20 protein-coding genes are annotated in these 18601 nt (G+C 58.4%); 7 read left to right on the forward strand and 13 right to left on the reverse strand.

Annotated features, from left to right (window positions below; genetic code table 11):
* Positions 1-372: 372 nt before the first annotated feature.
* Positions 373-1593: a bifunctional sugar-1-phosphate nucleotidylyltransferase/acetyltransferase gene (gene glmU / locus GJR98_RS16005; RefSeq protein WP_151139744.1), complete on the forward strand. Its 1221-nt coding sequence runs from the start codon at positions 373-375 to the stop codon at positions 1591-1593.
* Positions 1594-1833: 240 nt separating this feature from the next.
* Positions 1834-2277: an Rrf2 family transcriptional regulator gene (locus tag GJR98_RS16010; RefSeq protein ID WP_151139745.1), complete on the forward strand. Its 444-nt coding sequence runs from the start codon at positions 1834-1836 to the stop codon at positions 2275-2277.
* Between the two features lie 4 nt (positions 2278-2281).
* Here the strand turns inward: GJR98_RS16010 and GJR98_RS16015 are convergent, their stop codons facing one another.
* The gene (locus tag GJR98_RS16015) at positions 2282-2647 is read right to left on the reverse strand and encodes a winged helix-turn-helix transcriptional regulator (RefSeq protein WP_151139746.1); all 366 of its coding nucleotides are present in this window, start codon (positions 2645-2647) and stop codon (positions 2282-2284) included.
* A gap of 194 nt (positions 2648-2841) precedes the next feature.
* Here GJR98_RS16015 and GJR98_RS16020 point away from each other — a divergent pair, with 194 nt between their 5' ends.
* On the forward strand, positions 2842-3288 hold the full coding sequence (locus GJR98_RS16020; RefSeq protein WP_151139747.1) for a hypothetical protein: 447 nt from the start codon (positions 2842-2844) through the stop codon (positions 3286-3288).
* A gap of 29 nt (positions 3289-3317) precedes the next feature.
* On the opposite strand, the gene GJR98_RS16025 is transcribed toward GJR98_RS16020, so the two are convergent.
* Entirely contained in the window at positions 3318-3674 is a 357-nt protein-coding gene (locus tag GJR98_RS16025) for a hypothetical protein (RefSeq protein ID WP_151139748.1), read from the reverse strand.
* 99 nt (positions 3675-3773) lie between these two features.
* Positions 3774-4544 (reverse strand): DICT sensory domain-containing protein, encoded by a 771-nt coding sequence (locus tag GJR98_RS16030; RefSeq protein ID WP_151139749.1) that lies wholly within the window; start codon positions 4542-4544, stop codon positions 3774-3776.
* 164 nt (positions 4545-4708) lie between these two features.
* Between GJR98_RS16030 and GJR98_RS16035 the strand changes: the two genes are divergently transcribed.
* A complete protein-coding gene (locus tag GJR98_RS16035) occupies positions 4709-4933 on the forward strand; it encodes a harpin-binding protein (protein ID WP_151139750.1) in 225 nt (74 codons plus the stop codon).
* Between the two features lie 121 nt (positions 4934-5054).
* On the opposite strand, the gene GJR98_RS16040 is transcribed toward GJR98_RS16035, so the two are convergent.
* From GJR98_RS16040 to GJR98_RS16060, 5 genes are all read right to left on the reverse strand, one after another.
* Positions 5055-5615, reverse strand: coding sequence for an ArsR/SmtB family transcription factor (locus GJR98_RS16040; protein WP_151139751.1), 561 nt, complete (start codon positions 5613-5615; stop codon positions 5055-5057).
* Positions 5616-5844: 229 nt separating this feature from the next.
* On the reverse strand, positions 5845-7662 hold the full coding sequence (gene glmS / locus GJR98_RS16045; protein WP_151139752.1) for a glutamine--fructose-6-phosphate transaminase (isomerizing): 1818 nt from the start codon (positions 7660-7662) through the stop codon (positions 5845-5847).
* The gene (locus tag GJR98_RS16050; RefSeq protein WP_151139753.1) at positions 7662-8828 is read right to left on the reverse strand and encodes a sugar phosphate nucleotidyltransferase; all 1167 of its coding nucleotides are present in this window, start codon (positions 8826-8828) and stop codon (positions 7662-7664) included. Before GJR98_RS16050 ends, glmS begins: the two co-directional genes overlap by 1 nt.
* Positions 8829-9243: 415 nt before the next feature.
* Positions 9244-9882 (reverse strand): DUF7344 domain-containing protein, encoded by a 639-nt coding sequence (locus tag GJR98_RS16055; protein WP_151139754.1) that lies wholly within the window; start codon positions 9880-9882, stop codon positions 9244-9246.
* Between the two features lie 484 nt (positions 9883-10366).
* Positions 10367-10900 (reverse strand): DUF7344 domain-containing protein, encoded by a 534-nt coding sequence (locus tag GJR98_RS16060; protein ID WP_151139755.1) that lies wholly within the window; start codon positions 10898-10900, stop codon positions 10367-10369.
* A gap of 345 nt (positions 10901-11245) precedes the next feature.
* Between GJR98_RS16060 and GJR98_RS16065 the strand changes: the two genes are divergently transcribed.
* Complete coding sequence (locus tag GJR98_RS16065; RefSeq protein ID WP_151139756.1) at positions 11246-11524, forward strand: PadR family transcriptional regulator; 279 nt, start codon at positions 11246-11248, stop codon at positions 11522-11524.
* Positions 11525-12458: 934 nt separating this feature from the next.
* Positions 12459-12881 (forward strand): hypothetical protein, encoded by a 423-nt coding sequence (locus GJR98_RS16070; protein WP_151139757.1) that lies wholly within the window; start codon positions 12459-12461, stop codon positions 12879-12881.
* Between the two features lie 115 nt (positions 12882-12996).
* Here GJR98_RS16070 and GJR98_RS16075 read toward each other — a convergent pair whose 3' ends face one another.
* From GJR98_RS16075 to GJR98_RS16090, 4 genes are all read right to left on the reverse strand, one after another.
* Positions 12997-13602: a nitrous oxide reductase accessory protein NosL gene (locus GJR98_RS16075; protein WP_151139758.1), complete on the reverse strand. Its 606-nt coding sequence runs from the start codon at positions 13600-13602 to the stop codon at positions 12997-12999.
* 184 nt (positions 13603-13786) lie between these two features.
* The gene (gene glmM, locus GJR98_RS16080) at positions 13787-15121 is read right to left on the reverse strand and encodes a phosphoglucosamine mutase (RefSeq protein WP_151139759.1); all 1335 of its coding nucleotides are present in this window, start codon (positions 15119-15121) and stop codon (positions 13787-13789) included.
* Positions 15122-15249: 128 nt separating this feature from the next.
* On the reverse strand, positions 15250-15564 hold the full coding sequence (locus GJR98_RS16085; protein WP_151139760.1) for a HalOD1 output domain-containing protein: 315 nt from the start codon (positions 15562-15564) through the stop codon (positions 15250-15252).
* Positions 15565-15723: 159 nt separating this feature from the next.
* A complete protein-coding gene (locus tag GJR98_RS16090) occupies positions 15724-16362 on the reverse strand; it encodes an NADPH-dependent F420 reductase (RefSeq protein WP_151139761.1) in 639 nt (212 codons plus the stop codon).
* A 280-nt stretch (positions 16363-16642) separates the two neighbouring features.
* Here GJR98_RS16090 and GJR98_RS16095 point away from each other — a divergent pair, with 280 nt between their 5' ends.
* Positions 16643-17239, forward strand: a complete 597-nt coding sequence (locus tag GJR98_RS16095; protein ID WP_151139762.1) for a hypothetical protein — start codon at positions 16643-16645, stop codon at positions 17237-17239.
* A gap of 6 nt (positions 17240-17245) precedes the next feature.
* Here GJR98_RS16095 and GJR98_RS16100 read toward each other — a convergent pair whose 3' ends face one another.
* Positions 17246-18556, reverse strand: a complete 1311-nt coding sequence (locus tag GJR98_RS16100) for an MFS transporter (RefSeq protein WP_151139763.1) — start codon at positions 18554-18556, stop codon at positions 17246-17248.
* Positions 18557-18601: the final 45 nt, after the last annotated feature.

An 18601-nucleotide genomic window follows, 5' to 3' on the forward strand; every position in this document is an offset into this window, starting at 1 on the left:
CGCTGTCGCCGTGGAACGAAACTATTACCACCTCGCTTCCGTCTGTTTAGCAACACACGGGACCGCGTCCAGTGCGAATCTCCAATCAATCGTAACCCCAACGTATTCGCCGCTCGCGGTCCGTGTGGTTCAAACTCTCCTGAGCGGTTGCGCTGCGCGAGTCCGGTATAACCTGAGTGATATCGAGGTATTATCCGGAACCGTTATTTCTCTTCAAACGTGACAACGTATTGCCGGACCAGCCGTCCCCTCATCGGTAACGGTAGATTGACAGAGGCACCCTACTACAGCCGTCGTCTCGCTAGTCCCCCTCTCCTCTCTCGGACTATCCGGAGGCAAAGAAATTTCCTTCACGCAGAGCGTTACCTAAGCATGCAAACCGTCATCCTCGCTGCCGGGCGTGGGACCAGAATGCGCCCACTCACCGACCGACGGCCGAAGCCGATGCTTCCGGTCGGTGACAAGCCGCTCGTCGCACACACTGCGGACGCCGCAATCGATGCAGGTGCGTCGAGTCTCACACTCGTCGTCGGGTACGAAGCCGACGACGTCCGTTCGTACTTCGGCACAGAACGAAGAGGAATCCCAGTCGAATTCGCCGTCCAAGAAGCACAGCGTGGGACTGCCGACGCCGTTCGGGCCGCGGCGGCACACCTCGACCCCGAAGGACCCTTCGTCGTCCTCAACGGTGACGCACTGTACGACGTACCGTCACTGACCGAACTGTATGACGGAGGGCCGGCCGTCGGGTCGTTCAGAGTGGACAACCCAAGTTCCTACGGCGTCTTAGAAACCGACGGCAACGACTTCGTCACCGGCGTCATCGAAAAACCAGAAAATCCACCCTCTGACCTCATCAACGCCGGGTCGTACGTCTTCCCTGCTGAAGCCCAAGCATGGCTCAACGTCGCCGAGAGCGACCGTGGCGAACTCGAACTGACCGACGTGCTCTCGCGAACCTGCGACGAGTACGACGTTCGCGGCATCGCCTTCGACCGATGGCTCGACGTGGGACGCCCGTGGGAACTGCTCGAAGCCAACGAGTGGAAACTCGGTGAGATGGAGTCGCGTATCGAAGGCGATGTCTCCGAGAGCGCAGAGCTAAACGGACCTGTCGTCGTCGAAGATGGAGCGACAGTTCGCTCGGGGGTGGTCATCGACGGGCCAGTACTGGTTCGACGAGGCGCCTCGATCGGGCCAAACGCCTACGTCCGCGGTCACACGCTCGTCGGAGAGGGTGCAAAAGTCGGGCACGCCGTCGAAGTAAAGAACAGTGTGTTGATGGAAGGTGCAACTGTCGGCCACCTCTCGTACGTCGGCGACAGTCTCCTCGGTCGCGACGTCAACTTCGGTGCAGGAACCAAAGTCGCCAACCTGCGGCACGACGGCGAGCCGGTTCGACAGATGCTCAAAGGCGAACTCATCTCCTCGGGCCGCCGAAAGTACGGCGTCGTGCTCGGCGATGGCGTCAAGACGGGCATCAACTCCTCGCTGAACGCCGGTGTCCGACTGCCGACCGAAGGAACAGTCAAGCCCGGCGAATCCGTCCTCTACGACCGGGTCGACGACGCCCCCGACACGAGCGACGACTAAGTCGGTCGCACCCTCTACGAGACACCACCGCCACGGTAGTCAACGAGTCAGACGGTCTGTCGAGACAGCACGTGCGGATATTTCCAGAATTACTGGTTCCCTGTCCACTCAACGGCTGAAAGTTTCGTGGTCCGCCCGACTCTGTTGCAGGAAACGAAGAGAACGGAGATTCCGGTCGATATCGGGGACCCGAGCGCCTCACCGTGAAATCTAAAATGGGCGTAGAACGAATCAGAGTATATGTCGAACAGCAGCCGATTCGTCGTCGCAACCCACGTGCTCACGAACCTGGCCGTGCAGAGCGACGAACGGCTGTCTTCCGACCGCCTCGCCTGGAGCGTCAACACGAATCCGGTCGTAATCCGCCAGCTGCTCTGTTCGCTCCGAGAAGCGGACCTCGTCGACTCGAAGCGCGGCCCAACTGGTGGATTCACGCTCGCGCGTGACCCCGCAGCCATCTCACTTCGAGACATCTACGAGGCGGTGGAAGACGGAGAGCCATTCTGTTTCCACGCGAACGAACCGAACGACGAGTGCACGGTCGGCGAACACATCCAACCGGTGCTCGGCGAACTATTCGAACCAGCTATTCAGGCGATGCTCGACGAACTCGACGCCATCACCGTCGCCGACGTCCACGAGACGGTGTTCGACGCCGCAGACGTCGACCCAATGGAAATCTGAGCCGCTAAATCGTCGATTCGGCGGCTTCGGCCTCGACAGACGGGCCTTCGATTTCGAGCCACTCGTTTGCCCACTCTTCTATCTCGTCGAACACGGGGCACAACGAGACGCCCTTGTCGGTCAACGAGTAGTAGGTCGCGACGGGTGCATCTTCTTCCAGACGCCGGTTGACGAAGCCCGTCTCCTGAAGGTCGTCGAGGACGCGCGAGAGCGTCCGAGAACTCGCGCCGGTCGAACGCTTGAGCTCGTTGAATCGTTTCTCACCGTCCTGTAAGTCGTGGAGGACGATGAGTCGCCACTGTGACCCAATCTGTTTGAGTGAGTCGATGATGGGACACGGTGCATCGTCGACAGGGAGTTCGGAGGCCATACCCTGGTCTGGGACCCGACCGACTTTAGTAGTTCGGTTATTTTACCTACTTTCACAACGTTACCTGAGTCGGATAGTAACCAACTGACATCGCTGTGAACTATCGGCAGGATGGAACTGCAGCACACGACCTGGCGAGTGGTCGTCTGCCGGGTGAGCGAAGCGGTTCTGCTGTTGTAACGCGTAGAGTACGTATGCACAGGCCTCGAACATTCTCGGTGACAGTCGTGGGCGAGAACGACACCACGGGCGGTGGTGTCTTCGAATTCGATGCATCGGTGTTGCTCCTTCGCAGTGAGCACCTCAGTCTCTGGGTCGGTGACGACCACTTCGTCGTAGACCCGGAAGGAGATGTCCAACGAGGACAGTACGTACTCGTGGAGAGACCATCGTCTGGGTGTGTCGCACGTATCGTCGAAGTCGATTCCGGCGATGCACCGGACTCCGAACACCGCATCGAGGTCGAATGTTGTTGTCGGTGGGACGCCACTCACGTCGAGACAGACCCGACCATCGAATACTGGACGCAGGACATGGTCGAAGCGGGAAGCAGGAAATCGGAGCGTCGAACGAGAAGCGGACACAGAGAGAGTGAGAAGGAGGGAGAGACGGTTACGTTCGTTCGACCGACGATGCGCTGAGACAGCCCGATACTCGAAACGTGGGGTCGTCAGGCGAGGAGTCGAGAGAGCAGCAGAAAGACGCGCTTGAGGTTCTCAGAGAGGCGCGACTGATTCTCCGAGTAGAGAACGACTTCCTCGTCGAGTGCGTGGACGACGACTGCCCGTCCACGGTTCGTCAAGTCCATCAGTTCGATACCACGAATCGCGTCGAGTGGAACGATAAGATAGCGGAACTCTTCGTCTTTGATATCTGCGTTACACTGGTCCCCGAAGATGTGTACACTGTGTTCTGTGACCCCGATTTCGTACCCGATGTAACTCATGCCAGATATCTCCGCGCCGGCGCGGCCACCCTTTACTTTCCCCTTCAACTGTGAGGAGTCCAGCAGGATTCCATCGACCATACGGTCCGGTTTCCACCCCCTACTGGTAAGTGTTCGCGCCTAGTTCTCGCCGTTGATTTTCACCCACAGGCGGGACACACGACGCGTGGTTCCTTCAGTTCAACTGCGCTTCGTGGCGCTCGAAGGAGTACCTGACATATCGTGTCCGTCTCCATCGGATTCGATGATGGAGTACGTCGTCTGCAGATGGTTGCGGATGTAGTCCACAGTAGACGGGTCGTACGTCCAAAAGCCCCTGAATCCCGGTGCGTCTGCTCGCTCTTCGGCGACGAGGGCACACTTGTAGTCGTCGACCCCGTTTCCGTCGTAGACGACGAACCACGACCGGCGAATCTCTTCGGAACGGGCGAGGTGGAGTAAGAACTGCTCGACTTTCGGGACGTCGTCGCTCGGGTAGATGTACGCGTGGACAGAGAGGTCGTCGCGACCGCCGAGTCGGCGATACGACTCCAGTTGTGGGCGCAGGTTCGCGCCCGTCTGGAACCCAGCGTGCAACTCACCAGCACCGACACGCCACGCTCGGTCTTCTATCTCACGTGTCGCATTGAGCATCCGTTCGCGGTCGTAGGAGGTAAAGAGCGTCTCGTCGAGGTGGTCGAGAATCGGAACGTAGGACTCTCGTTCGAATCCGGGTTCGACGTCCGCGGCATCCTTGAGGACGTCGGTGACGTCGACTGCAGTGTGGAACTGCGTCCCGGTTCCGAGCACTGCGTAATTCGATGGTCCGACGTCCGACATCGCCGCTTGGACCGAGACGTTCCGGTCTTTGAAGTGTTCGGCGAGACGGTCGACTGCGCCATCCCGCGGGTTAAATACAGTGAGTGTCCGCTCAGCGGCGGCGACACCGGCAATCAATTCGCTGAGGGACATAATCGATTGATGAAGAGGTGAGACCGGTATATCATTCTTTTCATAAATCAAATTGGATGTATGAGCCTTCAGAGTACTCGAAAATGAGTTTCCTGGGGACATATTGGCCACGTTATCTCATATCACGGATTCCTAACTATGGGCATGGGGGTCGTATAGTCAGTATGATTTCCGGATCCGACCGGTCAAATCCGCACACCGACAACGTCGGAAACGGAGTCCACACGTGGTTCGCCCAAGAGGCCCCAAGCATCGTCGCCGGCCTCGAAGCATCTCACCTCATCGGACCGTTGACCGCTGCGACGGCGTGGAAACTCATCGCTGCAGGCCGCCCGACAGAGGCGGTCGAGCTCGTCCTCGAAGAAGTAGACGAGTCGTGGCGACAGTGAGGGTGGCCGAGTAGATTGGCATCGGCACCCACTCACTGGACCCGACATCGTGGATTCACTAGCAGGTAGTGGTACAGCGGACTGTTTTTGAAAGAGAGACAGAGTGCGTTCGCGATGGCAGTTACTGGTCGCGCGAGTTCGTATCGCGAATGTACAGTTCGACGAGTGCGTCGAGGAGATGTGGCGCCAACTCGAACCGCACGTCGACGCTGTTTTCTTCACGTTCGTACGACAGGTGTTGAACGTCGATGGCTGCGAGGAGTGTCCGCATCGAGTCGACGACGTAGTTGCTCGCTCCGGCCTCGACGCGGAGGTCGTCACCGAGGTGGATAGACAATCCATCTACGACCGTCTCGTAACAGGTCTTGTTCGGTGAGTCCACCCGTTGGCTTCGTTTGACGAGGCCGAGCGACGAGAGCGTCTCCAGCCGACGGTAGATGGTCGACTCAGAGACGTCGCACTTCTCAGCGAGTTCCTCGGCAGTCATCGGAGCGTGTTTACAAGCGAGCAAAACCTCACGAGAGACGCTATCGCCGAGTGCATCGAGGAATTCTTCGTCAGTCGAGTCGGGTGGAACGTCACTGCTCGCCGCGGGGGCAACATCCTCTGCCTCGTCTGTCAGGGGACCACCTGGGTCGTCTGACGACGACAGAACGTCGTCCACCAGGTCTCGTCGGGTCATCGTATCCTACCAGACGTTGTCAAACAATATGTAATCGGCGCCTACAGTAATCGTATCATTTCAGTTATTCTGAAACGTCTTCTGCACCACTTGAACAGGCAGGGGACGTGGAAAATCGACTGACGGGAGTGGTTAGTGAGAGGAAAATTAGAGACCAATCGAGGTGAGCAGGTTCGTCAGTCCGCCAGAACAGCGGACACGGCGGTGTGGGTCCGCGACGGTGTCGTGCTCACTCGACAGTGACACACTTCGCGAGATTGCGTGGCTTGTCGATTGGCCGTTCGAGCAGGTTCGCCGCGTGGTACGCCACGAGTTGGAGTTGGACGTTCGCGAGGATACCAGCAATCTCTGGGTGCGTCTCCGGGATCGACAGGACGTGGTCGGCGAATTCGACGACTTCGCTCGACCGGTCGCTCGTGACGGCGATGACTGGAGCACCCCGTGCCTGAACTTCCTTCATATTGCTCAGCGTGGCCTCGTCTTCGTGGCCGGTGAAGATGGCGAACACCGGGGTGATGGGTGTGACGAGTGCGAGCGGGCCGTGTTTGAGTTCTGAAGCGGCGAACCCTTCGGCGTGTTCGTACGAGATTTCTTTGAACTTCAGCGCACCTTCGAGGGCAACGGGGTGGGCGGGCCCCCGACCGATGAAGAAGTACGCATCGCTTTCTTCGTACTCGATTGCAATCTCACGCGCAGTCGACGTGTCGAGGATCTCCTGAACGTCGCCGGGGAGCCGAGCCAGTGCCTCCATGAGGTTCCGGGCGTCAGATGACCTCACGCCCGTGATGTCCTCAGAGATGCGCTCCGACAGGAGCGCGAGTGCAGTCACCTGTGACGAGAACGTCTTGGTCGCTGCGACACCGATTTCCGGACCGGCACGGAGCAGCAACTCGTCGTCACACTCGCGAGTCATCGACGAACCGACGACGTTCGTGACGGCGAGTGTCTTCGCACCTGCTGCACGAGCGCGGCGCACGGCGTCGAGTGTGTCGGCCGTCTCACCGGATTGGCTGACCGCGATGACGAGCGTGTTCGGCGTCACCGGTGGCTTAACCACAGAGTACTCGCCCGACATGAACGCGAAGGCGGGAATGCCACGAGCGTTCAGGAGGGACGCCGCGTACATTCCTGCGTGGTGGGACGTTCCCATCGCGACGAGGTGGATTTGCTCGACGTCGGCGAAGGTTCCCGGTGGGAACTCGTCTAACTCGACACCGCCGGTGTGGGTGTTCAGCCGACCCTGTGTCGTGCGTCGAAGCGCGCCGGGTTGCTCGTTTATCTCCTTGTACATGAAGTGCTCGTAGCCACCTTTCGTTGCCGTCTCTGGGTCCCATTCGATGTGCTCGACTGGCCGGTCGACAGAGCGCCCCGCAGAGTCGGTAATCGTGTAGCCGTCAGAGCGGGTCACGACGAAGTCTCCGTCGTGGAGGTAGACGACGTTCTGGGTGTGCTGGATAAACGCCGGAACGTCACTCGCGAGGAAGTACTCGCCATCGCCGACACCGAGGACGAGTGGCGACCCGGAGCGAGTCGCGTAGATTGCTTCCTCGTCGTCGATGATGGCTGCGATAGCGTAGCTTCCCGAGAGGCACCCGATAGCCGCGCGGAAGGCTTCTTCGGGGGTCGCGCCGGCACGAAGGTTCTCTTCGATGAGGTGCGGTACGACTTCGGTATCCGTCTCGCTGCTGAAGGAGTGACCCTTCGATTCGAGGTCGGAGCGAAGCGACTGGTAGTTCGAGATGATGCCGTTGTGGACGACTGCGACGCGACCTGCCTCGTCAGTGTGCGGGTGCGCGTTGCCGTCCGTGACACCACCGTGAGTGGCCCAGCGAGTGTGGCCGATTCCGTACGATCCAGCGATCGGGTTCTTTTCGACTGCCGCGACGAGTTCGGAGACTTCGCCGACGCGCTTGGTCATCGAGATGCCAGTCTGGTTCTTGACGGCGATTCCGGCCGAGTCGTAGCCACGGTACTCCAGACGCCGGAGTCCCTCGACGAGTGAGCCGACAGAGTCGTCTGCTCCGATGCAGGCGGTGATTCCGCACATCAGTGCGTCACCTCCACGCGTTCGCGCACGTCACCATGTAAGACGGTTCCTGCGCCGACAACGGCTTCGGCACCGACGCGGCTCCCCGGCGAGAGCGTCACGTTGGCACCGACGACAGCGCGGTCACCGACGATACTCCCGAGTTGGCGGTCGGTGTACAGTCGGCCTTCGAGGATGACGTCTGCGCGGCCACCGGGCGAGACGACGCCATCGCCAATCTTCGCACCGGGTCCGACGACTGAGTCCCGAAGGATTGCACCGGCGTCGACGTGCGCGTCGGTCGAGAGGATAGACCGCTCGACGACGCTGTTAGCGCCGACGACGACGTTGTTCTGGAGACAGCTTCCAGCACCGATGACGGCACCAGGACCCACGTTGCAATCGTCGCCGATGACGACGGGGTGTTCGAGTACAGCGAGGTCGTGGATGCGAGCAGAGTCGGAAATCGACGAAGAGTCGAGGCGTGCGAGTAGGGTCTCGGTCACCGAGAGTAGTCCCCACGGGTGCGAGGGGTCGAGCCAACCGCCGTTGACCGTGACCGACGAGACGTAGCCGTCCAGATAGTGGATGACGTCTGGAAGTCGGGTTTCTCCGTCGTACGATGGCGTCCGCCGAAGCGCATCGAAGACAGACGAATCGAAGACGTAGACGCCGGCGTTGACCAAGTAGCCACTTTCGGCGCCGTGTTCGTCGATATCGGAGATCCGGCCGTCGTGTTCGACCACCACACCGTACTCTTCGGGTGTGTCGGAGCTCGCGACAGCGAGCGTTGCCACGGAGTCAGTTACCGAAAAGCGCTCCAGCACTTTGGAGACGATGTCCGCGTCGATGACGTTGTCACCGTTGCAGACCACGAATTCGTCCCCGACGTACCCCTCTGCTTGGAGGAGGGCGTGGCCGCTTCCGAGTCGCGAATCTTGGCGGACGAAGTCGATATTTGCGTCCGGGTAGCGCGCAGACAAGTGTGTCTGAATACGCTCAGAGCGGTAGCCGACGACGACCACGACGTGTTCGATGCCACACTCGAAGAGAGAGTCGAGTACGTACTCGACGACCGGCCTGTTAGCCACCGGAAGCATGGGCTTAGGCTGGAACGTGGTCAACGGTCGGAGTCGACGACCCTCCCCAGCAGCGAGGACGACAGCCTCGTTGATTCGGTGGCTCATGCTCGCCCTCCCTCGACGAGAACGCGTGCAGAACGGGTCCGTGATCGGGTGTAAATCATACCAGAGATTGGGGGAGCGATGGGGATTGTTATACAGACAATTCTCGAAACTGGGAGGAAGTTAGGGTCTCATGTGCCACAGAATAACATGGCCCAACACCGGTGGTACCTCCCGATTCGACGGTATGAGTACACCTAATCGGTGACTTTCAGCGTGCGGAACTAGTACGATACTGGACGAAGACGAGGCCGGACACACAGAGCGACGGTTCGGACGCATCGAGAGCAGTGTCGTCGTGCCAGTCTGATACGCCGGCGTTGACACTCACGGAGAAAGCGTTTCGAACAAAGGAACCAACCCAGGGAGTCCCTGAGTTAGTAGTCAAAAACTGAGATGAGGACGCGTATCCGTCAGCTCACGCGTGGAGACGGTCTTTGTACGACTCCATCGCGGTGATTGCCATGAGCGTCGCGGTGCTCAGGACGGCCCATCCAGCAGCGGGAATCTGTTCGAGGCCAGGGACACCGAGGAGACCTGCAGAGACTGTGGCCGCCACGCCGGCGGCGATCGTGAGGTTCCGCTTCGGCGTCGACGCGAGGCTCGGAGCCTCTTCGGCCGAGTCCGAAGAGGGAGAGACATCACCGTTGAGGTACGTCTCGAGTTGGTCCGCTGCATCGAGGAGCGTGATGTCTCCCCGGTTCTTGTCGAATTCGACGATGCCAGCCGAGTCCATCTTCGGGAGGTGGCACTGGTACAACCCGATGTAGACACGCTTGCGCTGACTCGAAGAGAGTGCTTTGACGTCGATGTCGTTTTCTTTTGCAGCGATGAACTCGGCCATATCACCGAGCTTCGCTTCACCGTCGTTCTCTTTCAAGTAACGGAGGGCGTCACGGCGGCGCTGGTTCTTCAGAATCTCGAAGACGATATCCTTCGAGAGAGATTCTGGGACTTGTTCAGAGACTTCAGTCGAGCCTCCGGTCGTTTCGGCGATCTGTTCCGGTGCCGTCTGTTCGACAGCTTCAGAGTTGGTTTGTAGTGAATCGGTAACCATTGTTCCTTCCTCCCCCACTCGTTTAGTCACGCGATGTCGCTCATCGACGGACGAATCTGTGGCAGTTCGCGTGGCAATAAGGTGATTGCCACGACACAGATACGAACCACAGCGTTGGGTCACTCCACCAGGTGCGACCCGACACACGAGGGTTATCGAAACTATACGGCAGATGAGGATATATATCTGCCTGACAATCCCACACTCTGATTTGTCCGAGCGTTAGGGTCTCAAAATGTGCGAGTAAAGTGGTTGTAACAATCTATAGTAACTCAGATTTTCAATAAGGTCGACAGAACGTTACGAGGGTCGGTGAGGCCCCGGTGCACTGATTATTGTGAGTGTACCGAGATACAGAAACAGATATTCAGGATTCCTGATTACTTCGAGAGTCAACTTGGAAAATTAGTGATGGCAAAATCTGAGAATACCAATTAGATATGCTCACACATAACACATCTGTGGCGAGTCACCCCGTACTATCCTATTCGACGAGAGCTTCGAAGGCATCTGGCGGGGCGCCACTCTGCTCTTCGAGGAGATACTGCGCGAGAACCAAGACGACGAGCGCTGTCGAGACGAAAATGGCGACTGCAGCCCACGAGAGAAGTGAAAACACCGGGAGTCCGGCCCAGAGTCCGAGAATCAGTACCCACCCGAGGATCCCGAGCGCGCCATAGTACTTACTCCACGAGCGGCCATCCTCGGACTGCATCCAAAAGAATCCTCGAGTAGCAACGTCAGAGACGAGCGAGACGCTCCGTTCTTCTTCGTCGTAGCGAACTAAGCCCGCCGACTCGAGTTTGGGGAGATGTGTTTGATACAACGAGATGTACACCCGTTGTCGCTCCTCGTCGGTCACGTCCTCGACCGGGGTTTCGTTCTCCCTGGCGGCGACCATTGCAGCGAGTTGTTTCAACGAGATGGGCTCATCTGCTCGGTGGAGGAAATATAGAATTTGCCTCCGACGCGAGTTGCTGAGGATCCTGAACAGCTCGTCTTTGGATAGAGATGTCATCGGTGTGTGCGGGTGGTCCCGCGCACGCCGCGCGTAAGGACCAAACTCCGGTTAATCTGAGTACACCACATGTGACCTTTGTTATCGTGACATTTCTGCGATGCACTGGACTACTACTGGCCGAAAATTAAGTTCAGCTTCACCAGAGGTTCTGTTGGGGAGAGACGGTCAGTGCCCCGGTTCTGTCTCGGAAATCGGGCTGGTTACTGGTGTGAGTGGGTATTGAAATAAGTCAGGAGGATAGAACGAGCCCAATATCGCGTCTCGGGCGGTAATGCTGGCAATTATCCAGTATAGAGGTGGCTAACAATACCAGAGTACGGCGATAATATGAGTTGAGACTACATGTTCGAATTGACTGGCTTCCAGCGCGACCTTCTGTACGTCATTGCCGGGGCGGAGCGACCGTCCGGCCAAGAAATCAAAGAGATGATCAGCAAGGACGTCGGCGAAGTAAACCATGGACGGCTCTACCCGAACCTCGACGCGCTCGTAGAACAAGGGTACGTGAACAAAGGGCAACACGACCGACGAACAAACTTCTACGAGATGTCCGAGAAAGGACGAGAGTCGATTCTTGCCCGACGAGAGTGGGAAGATCAACACGTTAGTTTCCTCGAGTAAGCCACCTTCAGTGAGTTTCCGACACGGCAGTAGGTCGTGAAATCGTCACTTCGAACAGCTACCGGACTGGTAGTTTTCGTCCGAGTGGGCTCTTCGTACCACAGAAACCAATCAGAACGAGCCCCTGCGATCTCGATTTCTCCCGACTTCAGATCTGTTCGTGAGCGCAGCTGCGGCACCGTGGTCACGTCCCTTCCCTCGACGACGCTGTAATCCTCCGTTCGATTCGTTCGCGGACGAACGGTTGTCACTTCTCAGCGGTCGAGAACACGGCTCGACGCACTGAACGTGCAGTTCCAGGCAACGCGCTACGGTTTGCACACGACATAGACCCGCGAACACACAGAACGCGAACACACAGGACGCGAACCGCGGAAAGTCGACCATCCCAGCACCGGAGACATCGACAGTAGCGCAGCGAGAAATCCATCGGCAGAACCAGTCGACGCGAGAAATTTGTGACCGTGAGTGAGAGTCGTAAGACGACGAAAGCCACGTCTGCCTGATTACGGTCGGAACCGAGAGCGCCTCGTGCGAGTGACCCATCAAATCGCATCACGTCGTCCCACTTCACCCGTCTGTGAAATCGTGGTGTTCCACCTATCAACGAGGGCTGACGCCACCGTTTTTCGGAGAATATGGGCACCCTTCACAGAGAGGTATCACATTTTGAGACATTGGCTTGGCCCCAAATATTTCAGAATTTTTACCCAGTTTCGACCATCCCGAATTTGGCGATTAATGCAGTCATAAGAAACTGATTAATACTCTACTAATACGCCACTGTACAGCGTTTTAAGCAATTTACGTGGTGTCGCGTTCTATAAGAATTCACGACTGTTGAAAGTCGTATAGTATTAGAATTAGATATTCATACATTCCTACTAATGTAATCATCACAACATTTATGGTCCTCATCCTCAACTCCAGAAATATGGTAAGCGAACGGTCCAACGGGCAGGACCCCGAGAACAACACTGAAAATACGGTCGGCAGGCGTAGATACCTCGCGCTGTTCGGTTCAGTAACTGCTGCGGGTACGCTCGCAGGTGTCTCTGGGGTCGGCTCGGCGACAGAACAGTCCGACGAATCAGCTTCGAACGACGGCGAACACACGCTCGTCGTCGCAGGTACCGGCTCCCTGTCTTCGTTCGAAGTGACCGTCAGCGGCACGATTAGCCCGCTGAACGAGAACGGTGCCCTCAGCACGACGGGAGCAGTCGGACCGGCGGCCGAAGGAACGGTCGGCGACGATTCGCGGAGTTACCGGTTTGCCGGTGACATCACGAACTTCCAGTCGACCGACTCCGTGTCGGTCTACGTCGACGGCGTCCGCATCCCGACCAACTCCTTCTGAGGCAGGCGTTCAGACCGCTGTTTTCTCCCGCCAATTTCAGTGGTGAGACGTACGTCTCCGTCACTGAACCGGCGGTCGTCCCGACGAACAGTCAGTCGGACGGGCAGTCAGTGGTCTACGACCGCATGTATCCGCTGAGCCACTCGCTCGTCACGTCGGCGAATTCGACGGTCGACCCGCCGTGCTCGTCGACGAACGCGTTGGCATCGTCCGTCACCGAGAACGGAATCAGATCCTTTCCCATCCCCCCGTTGACCTCACTGTCGACGACGTAGGTCATCTCGGTGGCGTCACCGAAGGTATCCGCATCCGTGTGTGTCGATATGAACGTCTCTCCGCCATCGGTGGTGAGGGTGTAGTCGACGATGGAGTAGTCGGTGACGTAGATGGCCGTCGCTTCCCACCCCATCTGTTGGTGCTCGAAATAGTAGGGGAACAGCCCCATACTCAGCGTGTGGAACCACGCAGGGTTCGGATGTCCGTCGGGTTCGTGGTCCCGATAGAATATCTGTCCGTTTGGGCCGGCGTGAAGACCGATGACCATGCCTCCCTGGTCGTCTTCTTTTCCGCCGGAGAGGTCGACTGGCGCTGGCTTCGACGCGGTGTCGTCCCCGAGACAGCCAGCGAGTCCCACAGTTGCACCGCAAAAGAGTGCTTTCAGTGCTGTTCTGCGGGTGTATGCGCTGGAAGACCGGCCAGCATCGAGAGGTGCGCCGTGCATCGGTTCGTCTACTCGAACTCAGCCGTCATCGTATTTAAAAAGTGAGAAAGGGAGGGCGCATTAGACTGGCGCTCCAGACGAAGAGACGAAACGAAGCAGAACGGAACAGAACGAGACGGGACAGAACGGAACGAGACGAAGCGAGTGTGACGAAGATGTGAGGAACGCTCGAACGGAGGGGGCGTTAGGCCACGACGCGGGCACCCTCGACGAGGGAACGAGCCTCTTCGAAGAGACGGTCTGATTGCGTCCGGTCTCGCGCCTCTGCCGTGATACGGATGAGCGGTTCGGTCCCACTGGCACGAACGAGGAACCACCCATCGTCGGTATCGACACGGATGCCGTCGATGGTGTCGACGTTGTCGTACTGGGCGTGGATATCGCGGGCGATGCGGTCCATCGCCTGGGTTTTGTTCTCGAACGAGAGGTTGACTCTGCGGGTCGTGTACGCGTCGCCACCCAGTGACGCAACCTGTTCAGAGAGGGGACCGTTACGCTTGAGGAGTTCGGTGAGTTTGAGGGCCGCGTAGTGACCATCGGGAGCGAGCGTTTCGTCGGGCCAAATCCACGCACCCGAGGGTTCACCACCGAAGACGTACCCTGCGTTTTCGACGGTCTCTGCGATGTGAACGTCGCCGACTGGCGTGTAGGTGACACACCCACCAGCCTTCTCGACGACGTCCTGAACGAGGAGACTCGTATCGATTGGGACGGCAACGGACTGACCCGACGAGACTGCATCGCGGGCGAAGAGTGCGAGAAGGTAGTCACCGGGGACGTACTCACCGGTCTCGTCGACGGCGACCAGTCGGTCTGCGTCCCCGTCGTGGGCGAGTCCAACGTCTGCGTCGAGTACCGGGACGGTCTTCCGGAGGGCAGAAAGTGTCGATTCGTTCGGTTCACTCTTTCGAGCGGGGAAGCGGCCATCTTTCTGTCCATCGATCGTATTGACTGTCGCGCCGAGTTCGTAGAGTGCGTCGACAGAGACACGTCCCGTCCCGTTGCCGAGGTCGAACACTACAGACACGTCGTCGAACGAGCCGAACGAGTCGAACGACGAGACGAGGTGGTCGACGTGCTGGGCAGACCCGTCGAGCCACGTTCGTTCCTCTCCAAGTTCGTCCCACGCGGCGAGCGAAACTTCGTTGCGGTTGAGTCGATGGACGATGTCACGGGTCTGTTCTCGGTCGAACGCGCGACCGCTGGGCGTCCAGAGTTTCAGGCCGTTGTCGGACGCCGGATTGTGCGAAGCGGTTATTCCGATGCCTGCGTCAGCACCGAGCCAGCCAACGGCACGGGCAACTGTCGGTGTCGAGACGACTCCGAGACGAACGACGTCTGCACCTGATTCACGAACACCCGCACTCACGGCATCCGCCAAGACGTCGCCACTGAGGCGTGCGTCCTGTCCGACGACGACAGTCCGGGCGTCACACCCGACTGCGCGGCCGATTCGAAGGGCAAGGTCTGCGGTCACGGTTCGGCCGACCGGACCACGGATTCCACTCGTTCCGAACATAGAGAAACTGATGCTGACAGGACGTTTTGGTATACGTCACCTACTGTGAACCACAGACTTTCAGGCAAAACCTACTCGGTGGAGGACTGAGACAGCAGTAGAATATGCCCGGCCAGCAGTGGGACTACTTATTGGAGGGGCTGGGCGTCGTCGAGGGACACAATTTCGAGCGAGCCGAGTGCGTCCAGCGTTACTCGATAACCGGCGTACGAAAATGAGAGGACCGCGTCGTCTGAACATTTGAACACTGTATCTAGGGCATCTGGGTCGATAGTTTGCGCAAGTGGAGGAAGTTGCGTTGGACGGATGTCCTCTATCGCTGCAATACTAAGTACCACATTCGTACTCAGAGGCTCGGAGGTATCCCGGTCGATTCGGTAGACTCCGGTCTCCTCTTCGTACGTTACCCGTGATTCTTTCCATTGCATCGTCTGTGCCATCATGGTGCGTGACATTCCTGTGTCTAATTTCATGGGTCTTAAATCCGTGCTATTTGTGAACAGTAGTGATTCGTGAAAGTCACAGATTCGGATACGTACTGTTTGTGTGGGTGAACAGAGACGCTCCGAAAAACCGCCTCACGTCCGCTACCGCCGGGTTTCTTACCGTCTGGCGAATAGTTCTTGTGTCTTCTCTCTCGCTTTCGCGGTCGATATTTCACGATTGTACAATGCTGCCCCGGGCTCTAGCAACGCACCACCGGACGTGAGGTCGCCCGTATCGACCGGACCGAAGCCCAAATCCCGAATTACGTCGGCGACGACCGCTTTTGCCTCGGTGTCGTCTCCCGCGTGGAAGATGGCGATACGCTCTGATTCGTCCAGTTCTGGGTGGCCGAAATCACGGAGTGTCTCCCAGTAAATCGTGTTGAATGCTTTGACGACGCGCGCGTCTGGAAGTTGCGCAGCGACGACTTCCGACGACGTCTGGTCACCGAGGTCGATGACGTGGAAGTTCTCCGTGTACGGGTTCATCGCGTCGACGACGACTTTCCCATCGAAGAAGTCCGCCGCAGGGAGCGACTCACGTTTCCGGAAAGGAAGCGCGAGGAACACGACCTCCCCGAACCGAACGGCGCGCTCGGGCGTGACAGCGCGGAGATTCGGTTCGAACGCTTCAGAGAGGTCTGCGAGAGAGTCGGACCCACTTCTGTTTGCGATGGCGACCTCGTGTCCTGCCTCGACGAGCAGCTGGGCCAACGTCCCACCAAGACGGCCAGCACCGAGTATCCCAATGTCCATGAACAAATATGAATGTTTGACAAATTGAATCTTGTGCCCATTCTCGGTCGTCGCACACGAGGAGAATACCGCGCGTGCAGTGCCGGAGAAACCGGAAATCAGGCTTTTCCACCGTGATGGCACTCGTGTTGGAGCCGAACAGTAGGGAGTCGTTCACAATCGTCGTGTCACAGGATAGTATCGTTATTCTCAGAATAACCGCCACAGACGTTCACAATTGGCGAACTTTCAGTAAAGCAGGACAATCATAAATTAATATACATGTGAGCGTAGTACGCCTATGAACAGACGCCAATTCATCGGTGGTATCGGCGTGGGCATGGTTCTCACCTCGGGATGTCTCGGCAGTGGTGGCGACACCACCACCCCAGTGCCAGGCGCAAACCAAGACGGACCAGCGGACGGTACTCAGACTCCTGAGCAGTCGTCTGGTGGCCAATCGACGCCTGAGTCGACGCCAGAACCGACGGTCGAACCCGACGTCGAAGAGACACCTGAACCTGCCCCAGAAGACAGAATCGACTTCACGCGCGAAGAAGGGGACCCGGAAGTCGTCGGGACGCTCCTGACGAAGGGGCCAGTTCCCGGTGTCATCGTCTCATCTGACCTGCCGTTCGCCAACGCGTGGCAGAACTACGCAGAAGTCGACGAAGAGAACGGGCAGTACCTGGTGGGCCTCTCGGTCACGTCTGGGTCTTCGATTGGTCGCCTGAGTGTCGTCGGACGGGTGTTCGACGAATCGGGGAGTCTCATCAGCAAAGACACCGACGTGAGCAACAACATCCCGGGTGGCGAGAAAGCCCTCATCCACCTCGCGTTCGATGGGGACGTCACCGAGATGTACCACTTCGAAATCGACCTGACGGCACCGAAATAACAGCTCCTATGCCCCGCCTGCGTAGGCGTCGAACTCTTTTCCACGAATCGCAAAGTATCCGACGCCGACGAGGCCAACCATCGATGCACCGGTGAACGCCAGTGTTGGATCGACCGCGTAAAGCCATCCACCGAGCACTGCACTCGGGATGACGATGGTGTTCCGGACGAGGTAGTACGCACCAGTGACCCTGCCGCCGGCGTTCTGTGCTGCGGGGCCAACGATGAGCGCTTTGTGTGCGGGCAAGCCAGCGAAACGGAGTCCCGAGAAACCGAACAGCGCGACGAGCACCCACTGGTTACTCGGCGCGAGGATGAGCAGGACGGGGAAGACAGCATAGACCAGGAATCCCACCGCGACGACCGGTTTGAGTCCCGTTCGTTCGGCGAGTTTCGAGACGGGGAGTTTCGTCAGGATGGCGACGACCATCTCGACACTCAGGAGGATACCGAAGAAGGCGTCGGGGCGAAGTGAGACGCCAAAACCGGTGAACCCGACTGCGAGAAAGTCGGTGACGACGATGACGAAGAAGACGTACACCATCCCGTTCGCGAACCGGACGAGTGTATCCGCGACGAGAAGCGGACGGAGTGTCTCGGGCAGTGAACGCAGGTCTTCGCGCAGTTGTGAGAGTCCTTCGAACGATTTTCCAAGCGAGTCTTCACTAGCGTCGTAGAGGAAGTGTTGGGCCACCGTCGCGAGGATACCGAACACCGCTGCCACGACGAGGACGTGCTGGAACCCGACGAGGAACGACGACGTCACAGCCAACAACGCCGCCGCGATGAGCGGGCCGAGCAAGAACCCGACACGCCGGAATATCTCGGTGCTCGCGAATCCCATGGCGAGTCGCGACGGTGGGACGCTCTGCTTGACGATGGCGAACGTCGCACCCAGCCCGAACGACTTCCACGCCTGTGTGAGAAAGAGGCCGACGAAGATCCAAATCCACGGTTCGAGTGAGAATCCAGCGACCATCACCGGTGGGACCGATGGGGCGACGAACCAGAGGAGAAATCCGGCAGACGATATCGTGCCGAAGAGGGTGAGCGAGAGGCGCGACCCGAGTCGGTCTGAAATCGCGCCACCGGGGTACGGGTAGAGTGCACCGATGAGATTCCCGACACTCCCATAGAGACCGACGACGGTGGCACCAGTGCCGAGCACACGGAGGTACTCGGGGACGTACCGTCCAGTCATCTGAAAGGAGAGACTGAACGCGAACATCGCAACCGAGAGGACGAGGACGTCGCGTTCGAGGCCGACGAACTGCCGAAACGAGTCGAACGCGTCTACTGCGTCCCGTCGTGCATCCATCGACTTGCTAATTCGACTACGCTGGCAAGAAAGTACTCGACCCGG

The organism is Haloferax marinisediminis, from assembly GCF_009674585.1.
Taxonomy (GTDB): Archaea; Halobacteriota; Halobacteria; order Halobacteriales; family Haloferacaceae; genus Haloferax; species Haloferax marinisediminis.